This window comes from Streptomyces sp. NPDC002888, assembly GCF_042888465.1.
Lineage (GTDB): Bacteria > Actinomycetota > Actinomycetes > Streptomycetales > Streptomycetaceae > Streptomyces.
In genome coordinates, this window is record NZ_JBIAPU010000011.1 from 168,837 (window position 1) to 186,346 (window position 17,510).

At 70.6% G+C, this 17,510-nt stretch carries 15 protein-coding genes; 6 read left to right on the forward strand and 9 right to left on the reverse strand.

Features of this window, described 5'->3' with window-relative positions:
* Window positions 1–73: 73 nt before the first annotated feature.
* A complete protein-coding gene (locus ACFYWX_RS19775) occupies window positions 74–1,090 on the reverse strand; it encodes a LacI family DNA-binding transcriptional regulator (RefSeq protein WP_389425336.1) in 1,017 nt (338 codons plus the stop codon).
* A 205-nt stretch (window positions 1,091–1,295) separates the two neighbouring features.
* On the opposite strand from ACFYWX_RS19775, the gene ACFYWX_RS19780 reads away from it, so the two are divergent.
* The gene (locus tag ACFYWX_RS19780) at window positions 1,296–1,511 is read left to right on the forward strand and encodes a DUF4177 domain-containing protein (RefSeq protein ID WP_352340459.1); all 216 of its coding nucleotides are present in this window, start codon (window positions 1,296–1,298) and stop codon (window positions 1,509–1,511) included.
* Between the two features lie 79 nt (window positions 1,512–1,590).
* Window positions 1,591–2,331: a class I SAM-dependent DNA methyltransferase gene (locus ACFYWX_RS19785; RefSeq protein WP_389425337.1), complete on the forward strand. Its 741-nt coding sequence runs from the start codon at window positions 1,591–1,593 to the stop codon at window positions 2,329–2,331.
* 36 nt (window positions 2,332–2,367) lie between these two features.
* Here ACFYWX_RS19785 and ACFYWX_RS19790 read toward each other — a convergent pair whose 3' ends face one another.
* The 3 genes from ACFYWX_RS19790 to ACFYWX_RS19800 all read right to left on the reverse strand — a co-directional run bounded on the left by ACFYWX_RS19790 (window position 2,368) and on the right by ACFYWX_RS19800 (window position 4,894).
* Window positions 2,368–3,852 carry a DEAD/DEAH box helicase gene (locus ACFYWX_RS19790; RefSeq protein WP_389425338.1) on the reverse strand — a complete coding sequence of 495 codons (1,485 nt, stop codon included), beginning with the start codon at window positions 3,850–3,852 and terminating at the stop codon, window positions 2,368–2,370.
* A 172-nt stretch (window positions 3,853–4,024) separates the two neighbouring features.
* Entirely contained in the window at window positions 4,025–4,228 is a 204-nt protein-coding gene (locus ACFYWX_RS19795; RefSeq protein WP_062705208.1) for a cold-shock protein, read from the reverse strand.
* Window positions 4,229–4,471: 243 nt separating this feature from the next.
* Complete coding sequence (locus tag ACFYWX_RS19800) at window positions 4,472–4,894, reverse strand: secondary thiamine-phosphate synthase enzyme YjbQ (RefSeq protein WP_389425339.1); 423 nt, start codon at window positions 4,892–4,894, stop codon at window positions 4,472–4,474.
* A gap of 118 nt (window positions 4,895–5,012) precedes the next feature.
* Between ACFYWX_RS19800 and ACFYWX_RS19805 the strand changes: the two genes are divergently transcribed.
* Window positions 5,013–6,089, forward strand: coding sequence for an NAD(P)-binding domain-containing protein (locus tag ACFYWX_RS19805; protein WP_389425340.1), 1,077 nt, complete (start codon window positions 5,013–5,015; stop codon window positions 6,087–6,089).
* Window positions 6,090–6,101: 12 nt separating this feature from the next.
* Here ACFYWX_RS19805 and mltG read toward each other — a convergent pair whose 3' ends face one another.
* Both mltG and ACFYWX_RS19815 read right to left on the reverse strand, forming a co-directional pair.
* On the reverse strand, window positions 6,102–6,944 hold the full coding sequence (mltG, locus tag ACFYWX_RS19810; protein WP_389425341.1) for an endolytic transglycosylase MltG: 843 nt from the start codon (window positions 6,942–6,944) through the stop codon (window positions 6,102–6,104).
* Between the two features lie 43 nt (window positions 6,945–6,987).
* Window positions 6,988–8,790 carry an ABC transporter ATP-binding protein gene (locus ACFYWX_RS19815; RefSeq protein WP_389425342.1) on the reverse strand — a complete coding sequence of 601 codons (1,803 nt, stop codon included), beginning with the start codon at window positions 8,788–8,790 and terminating at the stop codon, window positions 6,988–6,990.
* Window positions 8,791–8,896: 106 nt separating this feature from the next.
* Between ACFYWX_RS19815 and ACFYWX_RS19820 the strand changes: the two genes are divergently transcribed.
* Complete coding sequence (locus ACFYWX_RS19820) at window positions 8,897–9,346, forward strand: MarR family winged helix-turn-helix transcriptional regulator (protein ID WP_389425343.1); 450 nt, start codon at window positions 8,897–8,899, stop codon at window positions 9,344–9,346.
* An 87-nt stretch (window positions 9,347–9,433) separates the two neighbouring features.
* On the opposite strand, the gene ACFYWX_RS19825 is transcribed toward ACFYWX_RS19820, so the two are convergent.
* The 3 genes from ACFYWX_RS19825 to ACFYWX_RS19835 form a co-directional block, all read right to left on the reverse strand.
* Window positions 9,434–10,894 (reverse strand): cation:dicarboxylate symporter family transporter, encoded by a 1,461-nt coding sequence (locus tag ACFYWX_RS19825; protein ID WP_389425344.1) that lies wholly within the window; start codon window positions 10,892–10,894, stop codon window positions 9,434–9,436.
* A gap of 185 nt (window positions 10,895–11,079) precedes the next feature.
* Window positions 11,080–12,756 (reverse strand): peptide-N4-asparagine amidase, encoded by a 1,677-nt coding sequence (locus ACFYWX_RS19830; protein WP_389425345.1) that lies wholly within the window; start codon window positions 12,754–12,756, stop codon window positions 11,080–11,082.
* 57 nt (window positions 12,757–12,813) lie between these two features.
* Window positions 12,814–13,542 carry a L,D-transpeptidase family protein gene (locus ACFYWX_RS19835; protein ID WP_389425346.1) on the reverse strand — a complete coding sequence of 243 codons (729 nt, stop codon included), beginning with the start codon at window positions 13,540–13,542 and terminating at the stop codon, window positions 12,814–12,816.
* A 193-nt stretch (window positions 13,543–13,735) separates the two neighbouring features.
* On the opposite strand from ACFYWX_RS19835, the gene ACFYWX_RS19840 reads away from it, so the two are divergent.
* Window positions 13,736–15,607: an ABC transporter ATP-binding protein gene (locus ACFYWX_RS19840; RefSeq protein ID WP_389425347.1), complete on the forward strand. Its 1,872-nt coding sequence runs from the start codon at window positions 13,736–13,738 to the stop codon at window positions 15,605–15,607.
* Window positions 15,604–17,385, forward strand: coding sequence for an ABC transporter ATP-binding protein (locus tag ACFYWX_RS19845; RefSeq protein ID WP_389425348.1), 1,782 nt, complete (start codon window positions 15,604–15,606; stop codon window positions 17,383–17,385). Before ACFYWX_RS19840 ends, ACFYWX_RS19845 begins: the two co-directional genes overlap by 4 nt.
* Window positions 17,386–17,510: the final 125 nt, after the last annotated feature.

Consider the following 17,510-nt stretch of genomic DNA (forward strand, 5'->3'; position numbering starts at 1 on the left):
CCGACGCGGAGGGGACCGGCCGCCGCAGCGCTCCGGCCGTCAGCCGTGGGTGCCCTGCTTCAGCCGGAGGACCTCAGCGGGGCCGCAGCTCCCCCGAGCCGCGTGGAACGAGACGGGTGGGGATCTCCGTGGAGCGCGCCCGGGAGCGATCGCCGTCCAGCCGGGCCAGCGCGATCGTCGCGGCCGTCGCCCCCATGGCCGCCGGCTCCTGGGCGACCACGGTGAGGGCGGGTTCGAGGGCCTCGGCGAGCGGGATGTCGTCGAACCCGACAAGCGCGACATCCTTGCGGCCGGCCCGGGCGAGGCCCAGCACGGCCCCCATCGACGCGAAGTTGTTCGCCGCGAACAGCGCGGTGGGCGGCTCCGCCAGGCTCAGCAGACGCTCGGTCTCGACGGCTGCCGCCCGCACGTCGTGACCACCCACCACCAGCGCCCTGTCGTACGGCAGCCCGGCCTCCGCCAGGGCGTCCCGGTAGCCCTGCAGACGCCTGCGGCGGGTGTACAGCGCGGTGGGCGTGTCCCCGACGAAGCCGATCCTGCGGTGGCCGTGCCGGATCAGGTGCGCGGTGCCTTCGTGGGCTCCCCCTCGGTTGGAGCTGAGCACGCTGTCCGTGGTCAGGCCGGACCCCGGACGGTCGAGGAAGACCACGGGCAGCCCGGCCGCCCGCTCGGGCTTGAGGTAGCCGTGGTCGGCGCTGGGGGTCGGCGCCATGAGCAGGGCGCTGACCCGGCGGGCCAGGAACGTGCCGACCAGGGAGCGTTCACGCTCGGCGTCCTGGGCTGACGAACCGACGAGCAGGGTGAGGCCCCGGTCGTGGGTCACCGACTCGATGCCGCTCACCACCGTGGCGAAGAACGGGTTGCTCATGTCCGGCACGACCAGTCCGATGGCGGTGTCGCTCCTGCCGAGCCGCATGTGGCGTGCCATGAGGTTGGGTCGGAACCCGAGTCGTTCGACGGCCTCCATCACGCGCTCACGGGTCGCGGGCGCGACCGGACCGTCGTCGTTGAGCACCCGCGACACCGTCTTGGCGCTGACGCCGACGTCCTGTGCCACATCACTCAGCGTGGGGCGGCGGGACACAGGCATGGTCGGATCCCCTCAAGGGCGGCGGCGCGGGCGGTGCTTCGCGACGACAGTACCTTTGCCTTCGGCCTCCACCCGATGGGCACCCGCAGGCAGAACGGCTTCACGGCCGGCCCAGGAACATGCCCCCGCCGTGTGCAGCAACGTCGAACGGTGATTGGCTGTCCCCGGTTCCGTCAGCCAGTCCATCCACGGGAAGGCCCCAGCCATGAGCAACCCCTACGCACTCGAATACAAGGTCGTCACCTTCCGCGAGTCACTGATCGGAGACGCACTGGACAGCGACAAGCTGGAGAAGGTTCTGAACAAGCACGCCGAGGACGGCTGGGCTCTCAAGGCGATCACGTCCGCCGACGTCAAAGGCCGTATAGGGCCCGGTGCTGTCGAGGGCCTGCTTCTCACTCTGGAGCGTCAGCGCCGCTGACGGCCGCGGCCCGGCGTGCACGCGCGGCGAAGGTAAATACGTCGACAGCACCCCGCCGTTCCCGGCAGAGTGGCCGCCCGTGACGAGCAGTGAGCTATGGACCCGTGCGACCGCCGACCGCTACGACGCCGAGGAGAACGAGATGTCCTCGGCCGCCGTTCTCGAACCGACTCTGGCCTTCCTTGCCGAACTCGCCGGAGACGGCCGGGCACTGGAGTTCGCCATCGGAACCGGACGTGTGGGCGTCCCGCTCCGGGAACGCGGTGTGCCGGTGGTGGGCATCGAACTGTCCGAGCACATGGCGGCGGTCCTGCGGCGCAAGATCGACGAGGGCACGCTTCCGGTCACCATCGGGGACATGGCCACGTCTGCCGTCCCCGGCGAGTTCACCCTGGTCTATCTCGTCTACAACACCATCACGAACCTGCTCACGCAGGACGAGCAGGTCGAGTGCTTCCGAAACGCCGCACGTCACCTGACGCCCGGCGGCCGATTCGTCATCGAACTGGGCGTACCGCCGTTGCGGTTCCTGCCGCCCGGACAGACCGCGGTGCCGTTCGACGTCTCCGAGCGGCATCTCGGCTTCGACACCTTCGACCTGGTCGAGCAGATCCTCGTCTCGCACCACTTCACCCGCGACGGCGACGACGGCGGCTACCGCCGCGCCAACTCCCGGCACCGGTACGCATGGCCGGCGGAGCTCGACCTGATGGCACGGATCGCGGGCCTCGAGCTGGAACGACGCGTCGCGGACTGGGACGGGGCGCCGTTCAACCAGGACTCCACGAAGCACATCTCCGTGTGGCGCAAGCCGGCCTGAGTCACGCACCCAGCGTACGAGGGCACCGTTGCCGAGCTATGCGCCACGACGGACCCGGGCGGCCTTGCGGGCCTCGGCAATCTGGCGGGCCTCAGCCGACCGGCGAGACTCGCCACCGCCGCCGGCCCGCCCCGGGCGGGTGCCCAGACCGCGGAAGGGGGCACCGCCGCGCTTCGGGCGCTCCGCGACCGGCCCGCTGCCACCGATGGGGGCACCGGAGGGAGCCTGGGCGCCGGTGATGCGGCTCAGCTCGGCCTCGCCGGAGCGGACCTGCGTGATCTGCGGCCTGATGCCCGCGTCGGACATGAGACGGGCCATGTCCCGGCGCTGGCTGGGGAGGACCAGCGTGACGACACTGCCGGACTCGCCGGCGCGGGCCGTACGGCCACCGCGGTGCAGGTAGTCCTTGTGGTCGCCGGGCGGGTCGACGTTGACGACGAGATCGAGGTCGTCGACGTGGATGCCCCGAGCCGCAACGTTGGTGGCCACCAGCGCCGTGACGTCACCGGTCCTGAACTGTGCCAGGGTGCGGGTGCGCTGGGGCTGCGACTTGCCGCCGTGCAGAGCCGCGGCTTTCACGCCGCTGCTCAGCAGGTGCTTGGTGAACTGGTCGACAGCGTGCTTGGTGTCCAGGAACATGATCACGCGCCCGTCGCGCGCAGCGATTTCGGTGGCGGTGGCGTACTTGTCGGCGCCGTGCACCTGCAGCACGTGATGCTCCATCGTGGTGACCGCGCCCGCCGACGGGTCGACCGAATGGACCACCGGGTCGTGGAGGTAACGACGGACCAGAAGGTCGATGTTGTGGTCCAGCGTGGCCGAGAACAGCATGCGCTGGCCGTCGGGACGTACCCGGTCCAGCAGTTCGGTGACCTGCGGCATGAAGCCCATGTCCGCCATCTGGTCGGCCTCGTCCAGGACCGTGATGTTCACTCGGTCCAGGCGGCAGTCCTTGCGCTCGATGAGATCCGCGAGGCGGCCAGGAGTCGCGACGACCACCTCGGCCCCGGCACGCAGTGCGCCGGCCTGCCTGCCGATCGACATGCCGCCGACCACGGTGGCCAGCCGCAGCTTCAGCAGCCGGGCGTACGGGGCGAGCGCATCGGTGACCTGCTGAGCCAGCTCACGCGTGGGGACGAGGATCAGGGCCAGCGGCTTCCGCGACTCGGCACGCTGCCCGGCAGTACGTACGAGGAGCGCCAGGCCGAAGGCGAGTGTCTTGCCCGATCCGGTGCGCCCGCGGCCCAGGACGTCGCGCCCTGCGAGGGAGTTCGGCAACGTGGCGGCCTGGATCGGGAACGGCTCGTTCAGGCCGAGGCTGGTGAGCATCTTCAGCAACTCGATGGGCATGTCCAGTTCACCGAAGGTCGCAACCGTGGGGAGGGCCGGGGTGACGGTGGCCGGCAGCGCGAAGTCGCTCGGTGGTGCGGAGGGACGGCGCCCGGTGTCGCCTTGACCGACGCCGGGGCGACCCTGACCCCGTGGGCGGAAACGGTCGTTCGTGCGAGCTGAACGGCTCATGGAGAACCTTCCTCGACAGGGCACGCATCGAGGAATTCCCGACAGGAATGCGCCGGATGAATTGCAAGAACGAGCCGAATGTGAATCCAAAAGATTTCTAGCGGAATACTGGAAAGCAGAAGCTGGGGCCCCGCCGCAAGGCGGGGCCCCAGCTCACTCATACACTTCGGCGTCAGGCGGGAGTGATGTTCTCCGCCTGCGGGCCCTTCTGGCCCTGCGTGACGTCGAAGTTCACCTTCTGGCCTTCCTGGAGCTCACGGAAGCCCTGGGCGGCGATGTTCGAGTAGTGGGCGAAGACGTCCGGGCCGCCGCCGTCCTGCTCGATGAAGCCGAAGCCCTTTTCCGCGTTGAACCACTTGACGGTGCCGGTAGCCATGTCACATCTCCTTGGGGGCAGTGCCCCGGGGGGTACGCGCCGTGCGAACCCCTGCATTGCCGCAATGAGCCCTGTCCGGATGAGCACCGGAGATACAAAAATGCCCGACGACATACAGTCGCCAAGGCACTTGAAGTTTCGGGAACCACAACTGCAACTACTAACAAGTTTAGCACGGTACACGCATCCGCACTATTTCAGCCCTTGCTTACATCCGGGCTACGGTCGCCACACCGCGCCGCCTCAGCCCAGGAACGACAGGCGGACCTTCCGGTTCGGATTGTCGTTGTTCGTATCCACCAGGCACACCGACTGCCACGTGCCCAGCTCCAGGCGTCCGTCGATGACCGGCAGGGTCGCGTGAGGTGGGACGAGGGCCGGGAGGACGTGGTCGCGGCCGTGGCCGGGGCTGCCGTGGCGGTGCTGCCAGCGGTCGTCGGCGGGCAGAAGGGTGTGCAGGACGGCGAGGAGGTCGTCGTCGCTGCCGGCGCCCGTCTCGATGATGGCCACGCCGGCGGTCGCGTGCGGCGTGAAGACGTTCAGCAGACCGTCACGACCCGCCGCCGCCTCCCGCAGGAAGGCCTCGCACTCACGGGTGAGGTCGACGATCCTCTCCGAGGAGCCGGTGGCGACGTTCAGGACTCGGGTGGTGAAGGCATCTGACATGCCCCCATCCTGACCCGTCCGCCCGGTTTCACACCTGCCCGGATGTTCGCCCCTTGGAGCAGGGGGTCCATGCTGCGAGACGGGGAAGATCCAGGACGTCCCGGCTGTTGGTGGAATCGTGAACAACACACGCGAGGTCGAGGTCGTCGTCATAGGCGCCGGGCAGGCGGGTCTGGCCGCCGCCTATCACCTGCGGCACAGCGGTTTCGAGCCGGAGCGCGACTTCGTGGTGCTCGACCACTCCCCCGGCCCGGGCGGCGCCTGGCAGTTCCGGTGGCCTTCGCTGACGTACGGCAAGGTGCACGGGATGCACTCCCTGCCCGGCATGGAGCTCGCGGGTGCGGACAACGGGCGGCCGTCGTCCGAGGTCATCGCCGCGTACTTCGACACCTACGAGCGCACCTTCGATCTGCGGGTGCGGCGGCCGGTCGATGTGCGGTCCGTGCGGGAGGGTCCGGCCGGGCGGCTGCTCGTCCAGACGTCCGACGGCGTGTGGTCGACGGGGGCGCTGATCAACGCGACCGGCACCTGGGACCGGCCGTTCTGGCCGCGCTACCCGGGTCAGGAGACGTTCCGGGGACGGCAGTTGCACACCGCGCAATACCCGGGTCCCGAGGCGTTCGCCGGGCAGCGGGTGATCGTGGTGGGCGGCGGCGCCTCCGGCACGCAGCATCTGCTGGAGATCGCCCCGCACGCGGCCGCCACCACGTGGGTGACGCGTCGGCCGCCGGTCTTCCGCGAGGGCCCGTTCGACGAGAACGCGGGCCGGGCCGCGGTCGCGCTGGTGGAGGAGCGGGTCCGGCAGGGACTGGCGCCGCATAGTGTCGTCTCGGTGACCGGACTGCCGTTGAACGACGCGATCAGGCAGGGCCTTCAGGACGGGGTCCTCGACCGGCGGCCCATGTTCGACCGGATCACACCGGACGGTGTGGAGTGGGAGGACGGGCGGCGCGTGGATGCCGACGTCATCCTGTGGGCGACCGGGTTCCGGGCCGCCATCGACCATCTGGCGCCGCTGCGGCTGCGCGAGCCGGGCGGCGGGATCCGGCTCGACGGGACGCGCGCGGTCGCCGATCCGCGGGTCCATCTGGTGGGCTACGGCCCGTCGGCGAGCACCATCGGCGCCAACCGCGCCGGGCGCGCGGCCGTGCGGGACATCAGACGATCGCTCGCCGGTGCGGCCGTCGCTGCCTGACGTCCCCTAGCGTCACTTGGCCGTCGACGCGCTCTGCTGATTGCGGTTGAACTCGGCGACGTTGCGCTCGTGCTCCGCGTAGTCGGCCGTGAAGCGGGTGTCGCCCGGTTTGACGGTGACGAAGTACAGCCAGTCGCCCGGGGGCGGGCTGATCGCGGCGCGCAGGGCGTCCTCGCCGGGGCTGTCGATCGGCGTGGGCGGCAGTCCCATGCGCTGGTAGGAGTTGTAGGGGCTGTCGATCCGGGTGTCGGCCTCGGTGGTCCGCAGTGTGGTGCGGTTGAGCGCGTAGTTGATGGTGGAGTCCATCTGAAGCGGCATGCCGCGCTCAAGCCGGTTGAAGACGACCCGGGCCACCTTCCCCATGTCGGCCTTGGTGGCGGCCTCGGCCTGGACGATGCTCGCGATGGTGACCGCCTGGTAGACGTTCATCGCGTTGCGCTGGGCGCCGGCGGCGATCGGGGCCTTGTGGAACTTGGTGTTCGCGGTGTCGACCATGGCCTTCAGCAGGGACTCCGGAGTCGCCTTCGTGTCCAGCGGATACGTCGCCGGGAAGAGGTAGCCCTCCGGGTTGCCCTCGGCGTCGTTCGGGAGCCTCAGGTTGGCCCTCACCAGCGACTTCCTTGCGGTGCCCGAGGGCAGTTCGAGTGCCTTGTCGACGGCTTCGTAGATCTGGCCGGCCCGCCGTCCCTCCGGGATCACCAGGCTGGTGGGCCTGGCCTCCTCGTCGGTGTCCAGGGTCAGCAGCAGCGGCACCGCCACGGCGGTGCCGGCCACGACTGCGCCGGTCATGACGAGGGCGAAACGGCCCCGGCGCGTCAGTCGAATCGTGCTCCGTGGCGGAGTGTTCATCTGCATGCGGGCACGGTAACCCGCACACCATCACAAACCCGGCATATCTTCAGCTTGTCGACTCCAGTTGAGCGTCCCGGCGTACGAGGCCCGCGTACCGCCCGTCCCGCTCCAACAGCTCCTCGTGCGTGCCGCGTTCGACGGCGCGCCCGGAGTCGAGGACCACGATCTGGTCGGCGCCCCGAACGGTGGACAGGCGGTGGGCGATGGTGAGCGTGGTCCGGTTGGCCGACAGCGCGTCGATGGCCTCCTGGACGGCCGCTTCGGTGCGGGTGTCCAGGGCACTGGTCGCCTCGTCGAGGATCAGCACCGGCGGGTCGCGCAGGATCGTGCGCGCGATCGCCAGGCGCTGCTTCTCACCGCCGGAGAAGCGGTGGCCGCGCTCGCCGACGACCGTTTCGTAGCCGTCGGACAGGGAGGCGATGTGGTCGTGGATCTGCGCCGCGCGCGCCGCCGTGTACAGCTCCTCGTCGGTGGCGTCCGGCTTGGCGAAGCGCAGGTTGTCGGCGACCGAGGCGTGGAAGAGGTACGTCTCCTGCGACACCACGCCGACCGCGCGCGCGAGGGTGTCGAAGTCGAGGTCGCGCACGTCGACGCCGTCGAGGGTGACCCGGCCGCCCGTCACGTCGTACAGCCGGGGCACGAGGTGGCCGAGCGTGGACTTGCCCGCGCCCGTGGGGCCGACGACCGCGAGGCTGCCGCCCGCCGGGACGGTGATGTCGATGCCGTCGAGGACGGGGCCGCCCTTGCCGTCGTAGCGGAACTCGACGTTCTCGAAGCGGACCTCGCCCTTGACCTGGTCGAGGTGGACCGGGTCGGGCCGCTCGGTGATGTCGATCGGCAGGTCGAGGTACTCGAAGATGCGCTGGAAGAGAGCGAGCGAGGTCTGGATCTGGACGCCGGTCGACAGCAGGCTCACCGCCGGGCGGAACAGGCCCTGCTGGAGGGAGACGAAGGCGACGATCGTGCCGAGGGAGACGTCCGGGCCGCCGAGTCGGAGGGCCATGCCCGCGGCCCAGTAGATGACGGCCGGCATGGCGGACATGACGATCCCGATCACTGCCATGCGCCAGCGGCCCGCCATGTTCGACCTCACCTCGAGGTCGACCAACTGCTCGGACTCCTCGGCGAAGGACCGCGTGAGGGAGTCGGAGCGGCCCATGGTGCGGCCGAGGAGGATGCCGCTGACCGAGAGCGACTCGGTGACCGTGGCGGCCATGGCGGCCATCTGCTTCTGGCGCTGGGTGGTGATCCTCTTGCGTTCGTTGCCGACGCGGCGGCTGATCCACACGAAGACCGGCAGCAGGAGCAGCGAGACGACCGTCAGGCGCCAGTCGAGGGCGACCATCGCGATGATCGTGGCGACCACGCTGGTGAAGTTGGAGACCAGCGAGGTGGCCGTGGAGGTGACGGTGGCCTGCATGCCGCCGATGTCGTTGGCGATGCGGGACTGCACCTCGCCGGTGCGCGTGCGCGTGAAGAACGCCAGCGACATGCGCTGCAGGCGGTCGTAGACGGCGGTGCGCAGGTCGTGCATCACGCGCTGGCCGACCGTCGTGGAGATCAGGGTCTGCAGGACGCCGAACACGCCGGCGAGGACGGCGCTGAGGATCATGCCGAGGGCGAGCAGGCTCAACAGGCCGGTGCGCCCTTCGGGGATCGCGACGTCGAGGGTCTCCTTCAGCAGGAAGGGCGTGGCCACCGAGACCAGCGACGAGGCGCCGACGAGCAGGCCGACGACCGCGAGCCGGCCACGGTAGGGACGGAAGAGCTTCAGGATGCGCCGCACCTGCCGTGGCTGTTCCTCGGCGTCGGCGGGTGGGCTCCAGGAGGATGGGTTGTCGGGGTGCATGGGCTCCTACGGGGAGTGAGATGGCATGGACTGCGGCGGAGACTGACGGAGCTTAGCTCATTGTTACCTATACTCACAATGAACGACGTCCTGATATTGTTCCCGCATGACCACCGCCGATCCCGACGGCATGCTCGCCGAGCAACTGCTGCGCTTCACGCGCCGTGTGCACCGCATCCAGAAGCGGCACATCGAGCAGCGCGGCCTGGGCGTCACCCCGGCCCAGTCCCGACTGTTGCGCACGCTCGCGCACTACAGCTCCCCACCCCGCATGGCCGACCTCGCCGAGCGTCTTGAGGTGGTACCCAGGGCGGTGACCTCGCTGGTCGACGCACTGGAGGCGGGCGACAGGGTGCGCCGGGTGCCCGACCCGACCAACCGCCGGGTGATCCGGATCGAGCTCACGGATGACGGCCTCAAGACCCTGGGGGAACTCCGCGGCGCCCGTCGGTCCGCCGCGCGCGAGATCCTGGCGCCACTGACGGACGACCAGCGGGAGGTGTTCGGCAAGCTGCTGGACACACTGATCGACGGGGTGCCCCTGCGGGGCTGTTGAGGTTCCGCCCCTTACGGCGAACAGCCGTGTGCCCCCGCTCCGGACTGCCGGAGCGGGGGCACACGTTCCGTCGAGACGAGGCCTCGATCAGCTCACTTCAGGAGCGGGCTCCTTGGCAGGCTTCTTGGTGAGCTCGTCGGTGAGCTCCTTGTCGGGCTGAGCCGGGATCCCGTCCGCGGGCTCGGGCCCGGACGCGGTCGCCTCGGACTTCGGGGACTCTACGGCGGTGTCCTCCTCGTCCCCGTCCGGCACGAACTCGATCTCCCTGTCCAGCACCTTCTTCGCCCGTGCGGTGTCCAGCGCGCCCTCCCAGCGGGAGACGGCGAGGACGGCGACGCAGTTGCCGAGGAGGTTGGTGACGACGCGCATCGAGTCCATGATGCGGTCCACACCGAGGAGCAGGGCGACAGCGCCGGCCGGGATGGCCCCGAGCGAGGAGGCGGTCGCGGAGAGGGCGAGGAAGGCCGAGCCGGGGATGCCCGCCATGCCCTTGCTGGTGAGCATCAGCACCACGACCACGGTGATCTGCTGGCCCAGGCTGAGGTTCACGTCCACGGCCTGGGCGATGAACAGGGTGCCGATGGACAGGTAGAGCGAGGCGCCGTCGAGGTTGAAGGAGTACCCCGTCGGCAGCACCAGGCCCACGGCGTCGTCGCGGGCGCCGGCCTTGCGCAGCTTCTGCATCACGCGCGGCATGACGGCCTCGGTGGAGGCGGTGCCGAGCGCGAGGAGCATCTCCTCACGGATGTAGCGCAGGAACTTCCACAGGCTCAGCCCGGTGACCATCCGCAGGGCGACGGCGAGCAGCGCGATGAACAGCGCGGCGGCCGCGTAACACAGGATGATCAGCTTGGCGTACGTCTCGATCACGCCGAGCCCGTACTGGCCGATCAGGACGGCCATCGCGCCGAACACGGCGATCGGCGCCAGCCGCATCACGAAGCCGACGATCGCGAAGATGATCTCCTGGGCCTGCTCGATGGCGGGCAGCACCTGAGGCACCTTGGTGTGGCCGAGGTGCAGCAGGGCGGCGCCCACCAGGCAGGCCAGGATGAGCACCTGGAGCAGGGAGTTCTCCGCGAAGGCCCCGATGAAGCTCGTGGGCAGCGCGTTCAGGGCGAACTCGGTCGTCGACGGCAGCGAGCCGCCGCCCGTCTTCGCGTCGACCGCCGAGGCGTCGAGCGTGGACGGGTCGACGTTCATCCCCGAGCCCGGCTGGACGATGTTGGCGGCGAGGAGCCCGATGATCAGGGCGAACGTGCTCGCGACCTCGAACCAGATGAGGGCCTTGAGCCCGATCCGGCCGAACGCCTTCAGATCACCGGCCTTGGCGATGCCCACGACGACCACGCAGAACACGAGCGGCGAGATGATCGTCTTGATGAGCCGGGTGAAACCGTCGCCGAGCGGCTGGAGGTCCGTGGCCACGTCGGGCCACAGCTTTCCGAAGACGATACCGAGCACGAGCGCGCAGGCGACCTGCGTGAAGAGAGAGGTACGCAGCAAGCGTGCGAGGCGTCGCGGCAGGGAGGGGACGGACTGCGGCACGAGCACTCCTAGAGGGACGGGAGCGCAGAAGCCGGGGAGACTTCTGCGATACGGAAAGTGGCTTCCGCAAGAGACACTCTGGGGGCTTTCTTGATCCAGTGGAAGACCCTTGCGTTGCATCCGTGTAAATCCGTCACGAGTGGCGCACCACTCACGGCCGCCCCAACAGTCCGTCCCAACCGGTCTCAGCAGCCCCTGCGATCCTCGGTGAGCACCCCCTGCACGGTGGTCAGCGAGCGGTCGTAGCAGCCCGCCGAGCCGTGGAGCCGGTAGCGCTCGCTCGTCGTGCCGACCGCGTGCCGCTGGTCGCGCGGCACGTTCACGGTGAAGGTGGCGTCGCCCGTGTAGGTGTCGTCGAGCCGCGACCACGCGGTGCGCCGTTCCCCTCGTGTCCCGACGACCGCGGCGCGGTCCCCGAGGGTCAGCACGGTGCGCAACCGGTCGTCCGCACCGACCGTGGTCGTGCCGTTCATGGTGTATGTCCGGTGCGTGCGCGTCGTGCGGGCCGGTCCGCGTCCGTCGACGGTGACCGACTCGTCGTCCGTCCAGGTGGCGTCGAGGCCGTCGACGTTCTCGCCGTCGGTCCAGCGGTGCGTGGAGGAATTCGCGAGCGATCGCCCGACGGTGGTCGTCACCCGTCCGTGTGAAGTGTCGACGTATCCGGCGACGGTCAGCCGGTGGGCGCCCTCGGTGTCGAGGCGGTGCTCGGTGCCGGGCGTGTACGTCGAGGAGTTCGCGAGGTCGCCCGCCCGCCGCACGGTGAGCCCACCGGTGACCCGCGCCTTCTTCGCGTCCTGCCAGACGAGGACGTTGACCGGCGCGCTCCAGCCGCTCTGCCCCTCGGGCACACCGACGACAAAGACTTCGACGCGGTGCGGGCGGCCGTCGTTGAGGATCCCGGCGAACGGCGTCAGGTCGTACTCGATCGGCTTGATGTCGAAGGCACGCGGGCCGGGAACGACGTACCAGAGGAAGGGATTCGACCAGCCGCCCGTCCACACGTGCGGGAACGGCGCCGCGATCCCGGCGAGCCGGCCGTCCACCTTGATCTGCACCTCGCGGTAGGGGCCGTCGTCGGCCTGGCAGGAGTACGGCGCCTCCTTGGGCACCGCCAGATACCAGTACTCCTCACAGCCGCCGCCGGAGCCGGTGGCGTACACCTCGGCGACGATGCGTTCACTGTTGCGCGGGGTGGTGAGGGTCGAGTCGTCGGCGAGGGTGAGGATGCGGTCGGGGGCCGCGGCCTGTCTCCCTTCGTAGAAGGTGAGCGTGACCTTGACGTCGATCACACCGGTGTACGTGTCGTCGACGACGTTGCCGATGAGCATCTCCACGTCGTGGCCGGCGCGGAACGTGCCGCTGTAGCGCGTCACGTCCTTCTCGACGGACCACTCGATGCCGTCCGGCGAGGGTTCCGGCGTCGACGTGCGGAATATTTCCACCCCACCGACGTGCAGATACCCGAGCCGGTCGAACTGCCGTCCCGCGACCTTGCCGTCGAGCCGCAGCACGACCTTGCTCCAGCGGTCCCCGCAGCCCTTCGGCGGGGTGTACGTGCCCGTGTACGGCGTGAAGTCCCGGAACTGCGCCTCGGCGACGGTGACCTGGCAGGACTTTCCGGCGGGCCTGGTGACGGGCGGGGCGGCGGTGATGGGGTCGTGCCAGTCGGTACCGAACTCGGCGGGGACGTCCGTGGACTGGGCGGCGGGGACGTCCGTGGACTGGGCGGCGGGGACGTCCGTGGACTGGGCTCGGGCGCCGGCGGGTTGAGCCGGGGCCGCCTGTGCGGGGCCCGTTCCCAGGAGGGTGCCGGCCAGGAGGGTCGCTCCGGCGAGCATGGACATGATGATCCGGCTTCTCATGGCCGGTGTTCTACGGGGAGTTGGACACCGTGCGCAATGAGGCCTCCCCCGTCGGTGCTAGGCCTTCAGGTCGGCCCTGTCCCCCATGACCACCACAGGATGACGGCCGGGATCGATCGTTCGCAGCAGGTACCCCATCGCCGACTTGGACAGGCTGACGCAGGCCGACGTACCGCTGCCGTGGTCCATGTGCAGCCAGATGCCGCCTCCCCTCTCCTCTCCCTCGGGGCGGGCCCCGTCGTTCGGCGGGGTGCCCTTCACGCGGTTGTAGTCGATGGCGATGACGTAGTCGAAGTCGTGCCAGTGCGACGAGGCCCACCAACGGGGGGCCGCGAACGCGGCGGACCGTGTGTACGGCAGTTTCGCGCCGGGATTCTCGAGCACACCGCCCGCGTCGCTGAGCGTGAACACCCCGACGGGGCTGCGGTTGTCACCCTCGTGGTGGTCGGTCGTCCAGCCCTTCTTGCCGTTGTGCGCCGGCCAACTGCGGGCCCGCTCCCAGGCGGTGCCGTCCTTCGTGTACAGCACGACCGTCGAGTCCGCGGAGTCCCTGCCGTCTCCATAGACCGCCACGACCTGGCGGGAGTCGGCCGGGATCCGGTGCTGCAACCGGTCCCCGACGTCGGGGATGCGGGTCGGATCGCTGGTGGTCGTGCGGGCGGGGCGGGCGGCCTCGGCGCCGCTGCCGGTCGCTGCTTTCGTTCCGCCGCACGCGGCCAGCGCCGTCGAGAGGGTCCCGAGGGCCGTCATCGCGACCAGAGCATGCCGTACACCACGACTCCGCATCGGTCCATGGTGGCATCTCCTGACGGACGGTAGCCGGATCCTGACGGCGCCGCGGAAAACGGGTTGATTTTGACCACCCTGCGACGCGAACCTTTCACGGTTTGCTGCCGCCGATCGCCGCGTGCTCGGCGCTTGTCCGCTGCCTCCCCGCACCCTCACCTCCCCCCACCCTGACACGAGCCAATGGGACGACATGCAGATCCAAGACCTTCCGTATCCCGACCCGGGTGTGCCGGACGCGCGCTCGGGGCCTCGATTCCTCTGGTGGCTCGGCCGGAACCAGCTGGGCGGTCAGTTGAAGTCACTGGCCTGGGGACTGCTGCACTTCTTGTCCGTCTCCGCACAGCCGTTCTGCGTCGGGTTCGCCATCCAGGCCGTCGTCGACCGCTCCGGCACCCGGCTCGCCCTCGCGGGCGGGCTGATGGCCCTGCTCGGCGCCGGTATCGCCATCGGCGACACTTTCCTGCATCGTGCCGCCGTCACCAACTGGATCACCGCGGCTGCCCGCGTCCAGCAACTCCTGGCCCGCAAGACCGCGCAACTCGGCTCGGCGCTGACCCGACGCGTCGCGGCCGGCGAGGTCGTGGCCGTCTCGACGGGCGACGTCGAGAAGGTCGGCTGGTTCGTGGAGGCCGTCTCGCGGTTCACCGCCGCCGCGCTGACCGTCGTGCTGGTCTGCGTCGGCCTGGCCGTCTACCAGCCGGCGCTCGGGCTGATCGTCGCCGTGGGCCTGCCCGTGCTGGCGCTCGCCGTGCTGCCCCTGCTGCCCCGCGCGACCCGCCGCGCCGACTTCCAGCGCGAGAAGGCCGGTTACGCCACCGAACTGGCCTCCGACACCGTCGCCGGCCTGCGCGTGCTGCGTGGCATCGGCGGAGAGGAACTGTTCCTCGACCGCTACCGCCGCGCCTCGCAGGAGGTCCGCCGCGCCGCCGTGCGCAGCGCCCGCATGTGGTCGCTGATCACGGCCATCCAGGTACTGCTGCCCGGGCTGCTGCTCATCTCGGTCGTCTGGTACGGCGTCCACCTGGCCCGCGAGGGCCGCATCACCGTCGGCGAACTGGTCACCGTCTACAGCTCGATCATGGTCCTGACCTATCCGCTGCGGCACTTCGAGGAGATCGCCATGGCGTACTCCTTCTCCCGCCCGTCGGCCAAGCGGGCCGCCCGGGTGCTGTCCCTGGAGCGGGCGACGGACGCCGACGGATCGCGCCCTGCGCAGACGCCCACCGGGGACCTGTACGACCCGGCCACCGGTCTGCTCGCGCCCGCCGGGCGGCTCACCGCCGTGGTGTGCGGCGACCCGGACGCGGCGGGGCGACTCGCCGAACGGCTGGGCGGCCACCCCACGGAGGACGGCCCGTCGGTGCTCCTGGACGGTGTCCCGCTGGACGAACTGCCACTGGACTCCGCGCGGTCGGCCGTCCTCGTCCAGGACAAGGACCCCGTGCTGCTCTCCGGCACCCTGCGCGAACTGCTCGACGTACCCGCCTCGGGCGACGTCGCCGCCGAGGACGCGCTGGCGGCCGCGCAGTGCGGAGACGTCCTGGAGGCGCTCATCCAGGGGTCGGTCGACGCGGAGGACCCGATGGACGCCCGCATCACCGAACGCGGGCGGTCCCTTTCCGGCGGCCAGCGCCAGCGACTCGCCCTGGCCCGGTCGCTGATCACCGACCCGCAGGTACTCGTCCTGGACGAACCGACGTCCGCCGTCGACTCGCACACCGAGGCGCGGATCGCGTCCGGCGTGCGGGAGCTTCGGGCGGGGCGCACGACCGTGGTGTTCACCTCCTCCCCACTGCTCCTGGACCGTGCGGACCGCGTCGTCCTCGTGCACGAGGGCGAGGTCGCGGCAGTGGGCCCGCACCGCGAACTGCTGCACGAGAACCACCGGTACCGGGCCGTGGTGACGCGCGAGACGGACGAGGAGGCCGCGCTGCAAGGCGAGCAGGCCGTGGTGCGCGATGAGAAGACCGCGCTGCGGGACGGGGAGGCCGCGGCGAGGGGCGAGGACGTCGCCTTCAACGGTGTGTTGAAGGAACTGGAAGAGATCGAGGAGACCGCATGATCGGCGTGGCGCCACCGGAATACGACCCGGCCGCCCCGACCACGGCGAACACCCTGCCCGTGGGCGCCCCCGCGACCGTACGCGCCTACGTGGGCGAGTTGCTGCGTCGGCACCGCCGTGCCTTCCTGGTCCTCGTCGCGGTCAACACGGCCGCCACGGTCGCCTCGATGGTGGGCCCCTGGCTGCTGGGCGACCTCGTCGAGCGGGTGTCGGACCGTACGCGGGAGCTCCACATGGGGTTCACCGTCACACTGTTCGTGCTCGCGCTGATCGTGCAGGCCGCGTTCGTACGGCAGGTGCGGCTGCGCGGGGCGATGCTCGGCGAGCAGATGCTGGCCGACCTGCGCGAGGACTTCCTCGTACGGTCGGTCCGGCTGCCGCCGGGCGTCCTGGAGCGGGCCGGTACGGGCGACCTGCTGTCCCGCATCACCACCGACATCGACCGGCTCGCCAACGCGATGCGCGAGGCCGTGCCGCAGCTGACCATCGGCGTGATGTGGGCGGGGCTGCTGCTCGGCGGGCTCGTCGTCATGGCGCCGCCGCTCGCCCCCGCCGTGCTGGTGGCCGTGCCACTGCTGGTGGTGGGCTGCCGCTGGTACTTCAAGCGGGCCCCGGCCGGCTACCGCTCGGAGGCCGCCGGATACGCAGCCGTGGCCGCCGCCCTCGCCGAGACGGTGGACGCCGGGCGCACCGTCGAGGCGCACCGCCTCGGCGACCGTCGCGTCGAGCTGTCGGAGCTGCGCATCCGGCAGTGGACGGCCTGGGAGCGCTACACCCTGTGGCTGCGGTCGGTGCTCTTCCCGGTCATCAGCGTCGTCCATGTGACGGTGCTCGGCTCCGTCCTCATGCTCGGCGGCGTGTTCGTGCTCCAGGGATGGATCGGGGTCGGTCAGCTGACGACGGGCGCGCTGCTCGCGCAGATGCTCGTCGACCCGGTGAACCTGATCCTGCGCTGGTACGACGAGCTTCAGGTGGCCCAGGTGTCGCTGGCCCGGCTGGTCGGGGTCCGCGACATCGAGCCCGACGCCGGGGACGCCACGCTGGCGCCCGACGGGCGTGAGGTGCTCGCGGAGCGGGTCCACTTCGGCTACCGCGAGGGCGTGGACGTGCTGCGCAAGGTGTCCCTGGAGGTCGCACCCGGCACCCGGCTGGCGCTGGTCGGCCCCTCGGGCGCGGGCAAGTCGACGCTGGGCCGGCTGCTCGCCGGGATCTACGCGCCCCGGGACGGCCGCGTCGCCCTCGGCGGTGCGGAACTGTCCCGGATGTCGGCGGAGCGGGTCCGTGCGCACGTCGCCCTGGTCAACCAGGAGCACCACGTCTTCGTGGGCTCCCTGCGCGACAACCTCCGGCTCGCCCGCAGTGACGCGGAGGACGCCGAGCTGTGGGCGGCGCTCGGCGCGGTCGACGCGGACGACTGGGCGCGCGCTCTGGACGACGGCCTGGACACCGACGTCGGCTCGGGCGGGCTCGGGCTCACCCCGGCCCAGGCCCAGCAGATCGCGCTGGCCCGGTTGGTGCTGGCCGACCCGCACACGCTGGTCCTGGACGAGGCGACCTCGCTGCTCGACCCGCGCGCCGCCCGTCACCTGGAGCGATCCCTCGCTCGTGTCCTCGACGGGCGCACGGTGGTGGCCATCGCCCACCGGCTGCACACGGCCCACGACGCCGACGTCATCGCCGTCGTGGAGAACGGCCGTATCAGCGAGCTGGGCAGCCACGACGACCTCGTCGCGGCGGACGGCGCGTACGCGGCGCTGTGGAGGTCCTGGCACGGGTGAGCGGGGCGCCGGTGAGAACACCGACGGCTCCGCCTGGGGCTTTCCGACCGGGGGCCGTCCCTTGAGGGACGGCCCCCACGTGTTGCCGGATGCGGCGGTGGGCGGCGGCCCTGGGCTTCCGCACA

Bases quoted from the DNA above. Each gene is read 5' to 3' on its own strand.
- ACFYWX_RS19840 (WP_389425347.1), top strand. From the start codon at position 13,736: ATGCAGATCCAAGACCTTCCGTATCCCGACCCGGGTGTGCCGGACGCG.
- ACFYWX_RS19835 (WP_389425346.1), bottom strand. From the start codon at position 13,542: ATGCGGAGTCGTGGTGTACGGCATGCTCTGGTCGCGATGACGGCCCTC.
- ACFYWX_RS19830 (WP_389425345.1), bottom strand. From the start codon at position 12,756: ATGAGAAGCCGGATCATCATGTCCATGCTCGCCGGAGCGACCCTCCTG.
- ACFYWX_RS19800 (WP_389425339.1), bottom strand. From the start codon at position 4,894: ATGTCAGATGCCTTCACCACCCGAGTCCTGAACGTCGCCACCGGCTCC.
- ACFYWX_RS19820 (WP_389425343.1), top strand. From the start codon at position 8,897: ATGACCACCGCCGATCCCGACGGCATGCTCGCCGAGCAACTGCTGCGC.
- ACFYWX_RS19845 (WP_389425348.1), top strand. From the start codon at position 15,604: ATGATCGGCGTGGCGCCACCGGAATACGACCCGGCCGCCCCGACCACG.
- ACFYWX_RS19815 (WP_389425342.1), bottom strand. From the start codon at position 8,790: ATGCACCCCGACAACCCATCCTCCTGGAGCCCACCCGCCGACGCCGAG.
- ACFYWX_RS19790 (WP_389425338.1), bottom strand. From the start codon at position 3,852: ATGAGCCGTTCAGCTCGCACGAACGACCGTTTCCGCCCACGGGGTCAG.
- ACFYWX_RS19795 (WP_062705208.1), bottom strand. From the start codon at position 4,228: ATGGCTACCGGCACCGTCAAGTGGTTCAACGCGGAAAAGGGCTTCGGC.
- ACFYWX_RS19775 (WP_389425336.1), bottom strand. From the start codon at position 1,090: ATGCCTGTGTCCCGCCGCCCCACGCTGAGTGATGTGGCACAGGACGTC.
- ACFYWX_RS19780 (WP_352340459.1), top strand. From the start codon at position 1,296: ATGAGCAACCCCTACGCACTCGAATACAAGGTCGTCACCTTCCGCGAG.
- mltG (WP_389425341.1), bottom strand. From the start codon at position 6,944: ATGCAGATGAACACTCCGCCACGGAGCACGATTCGACTGACGCGCCGG.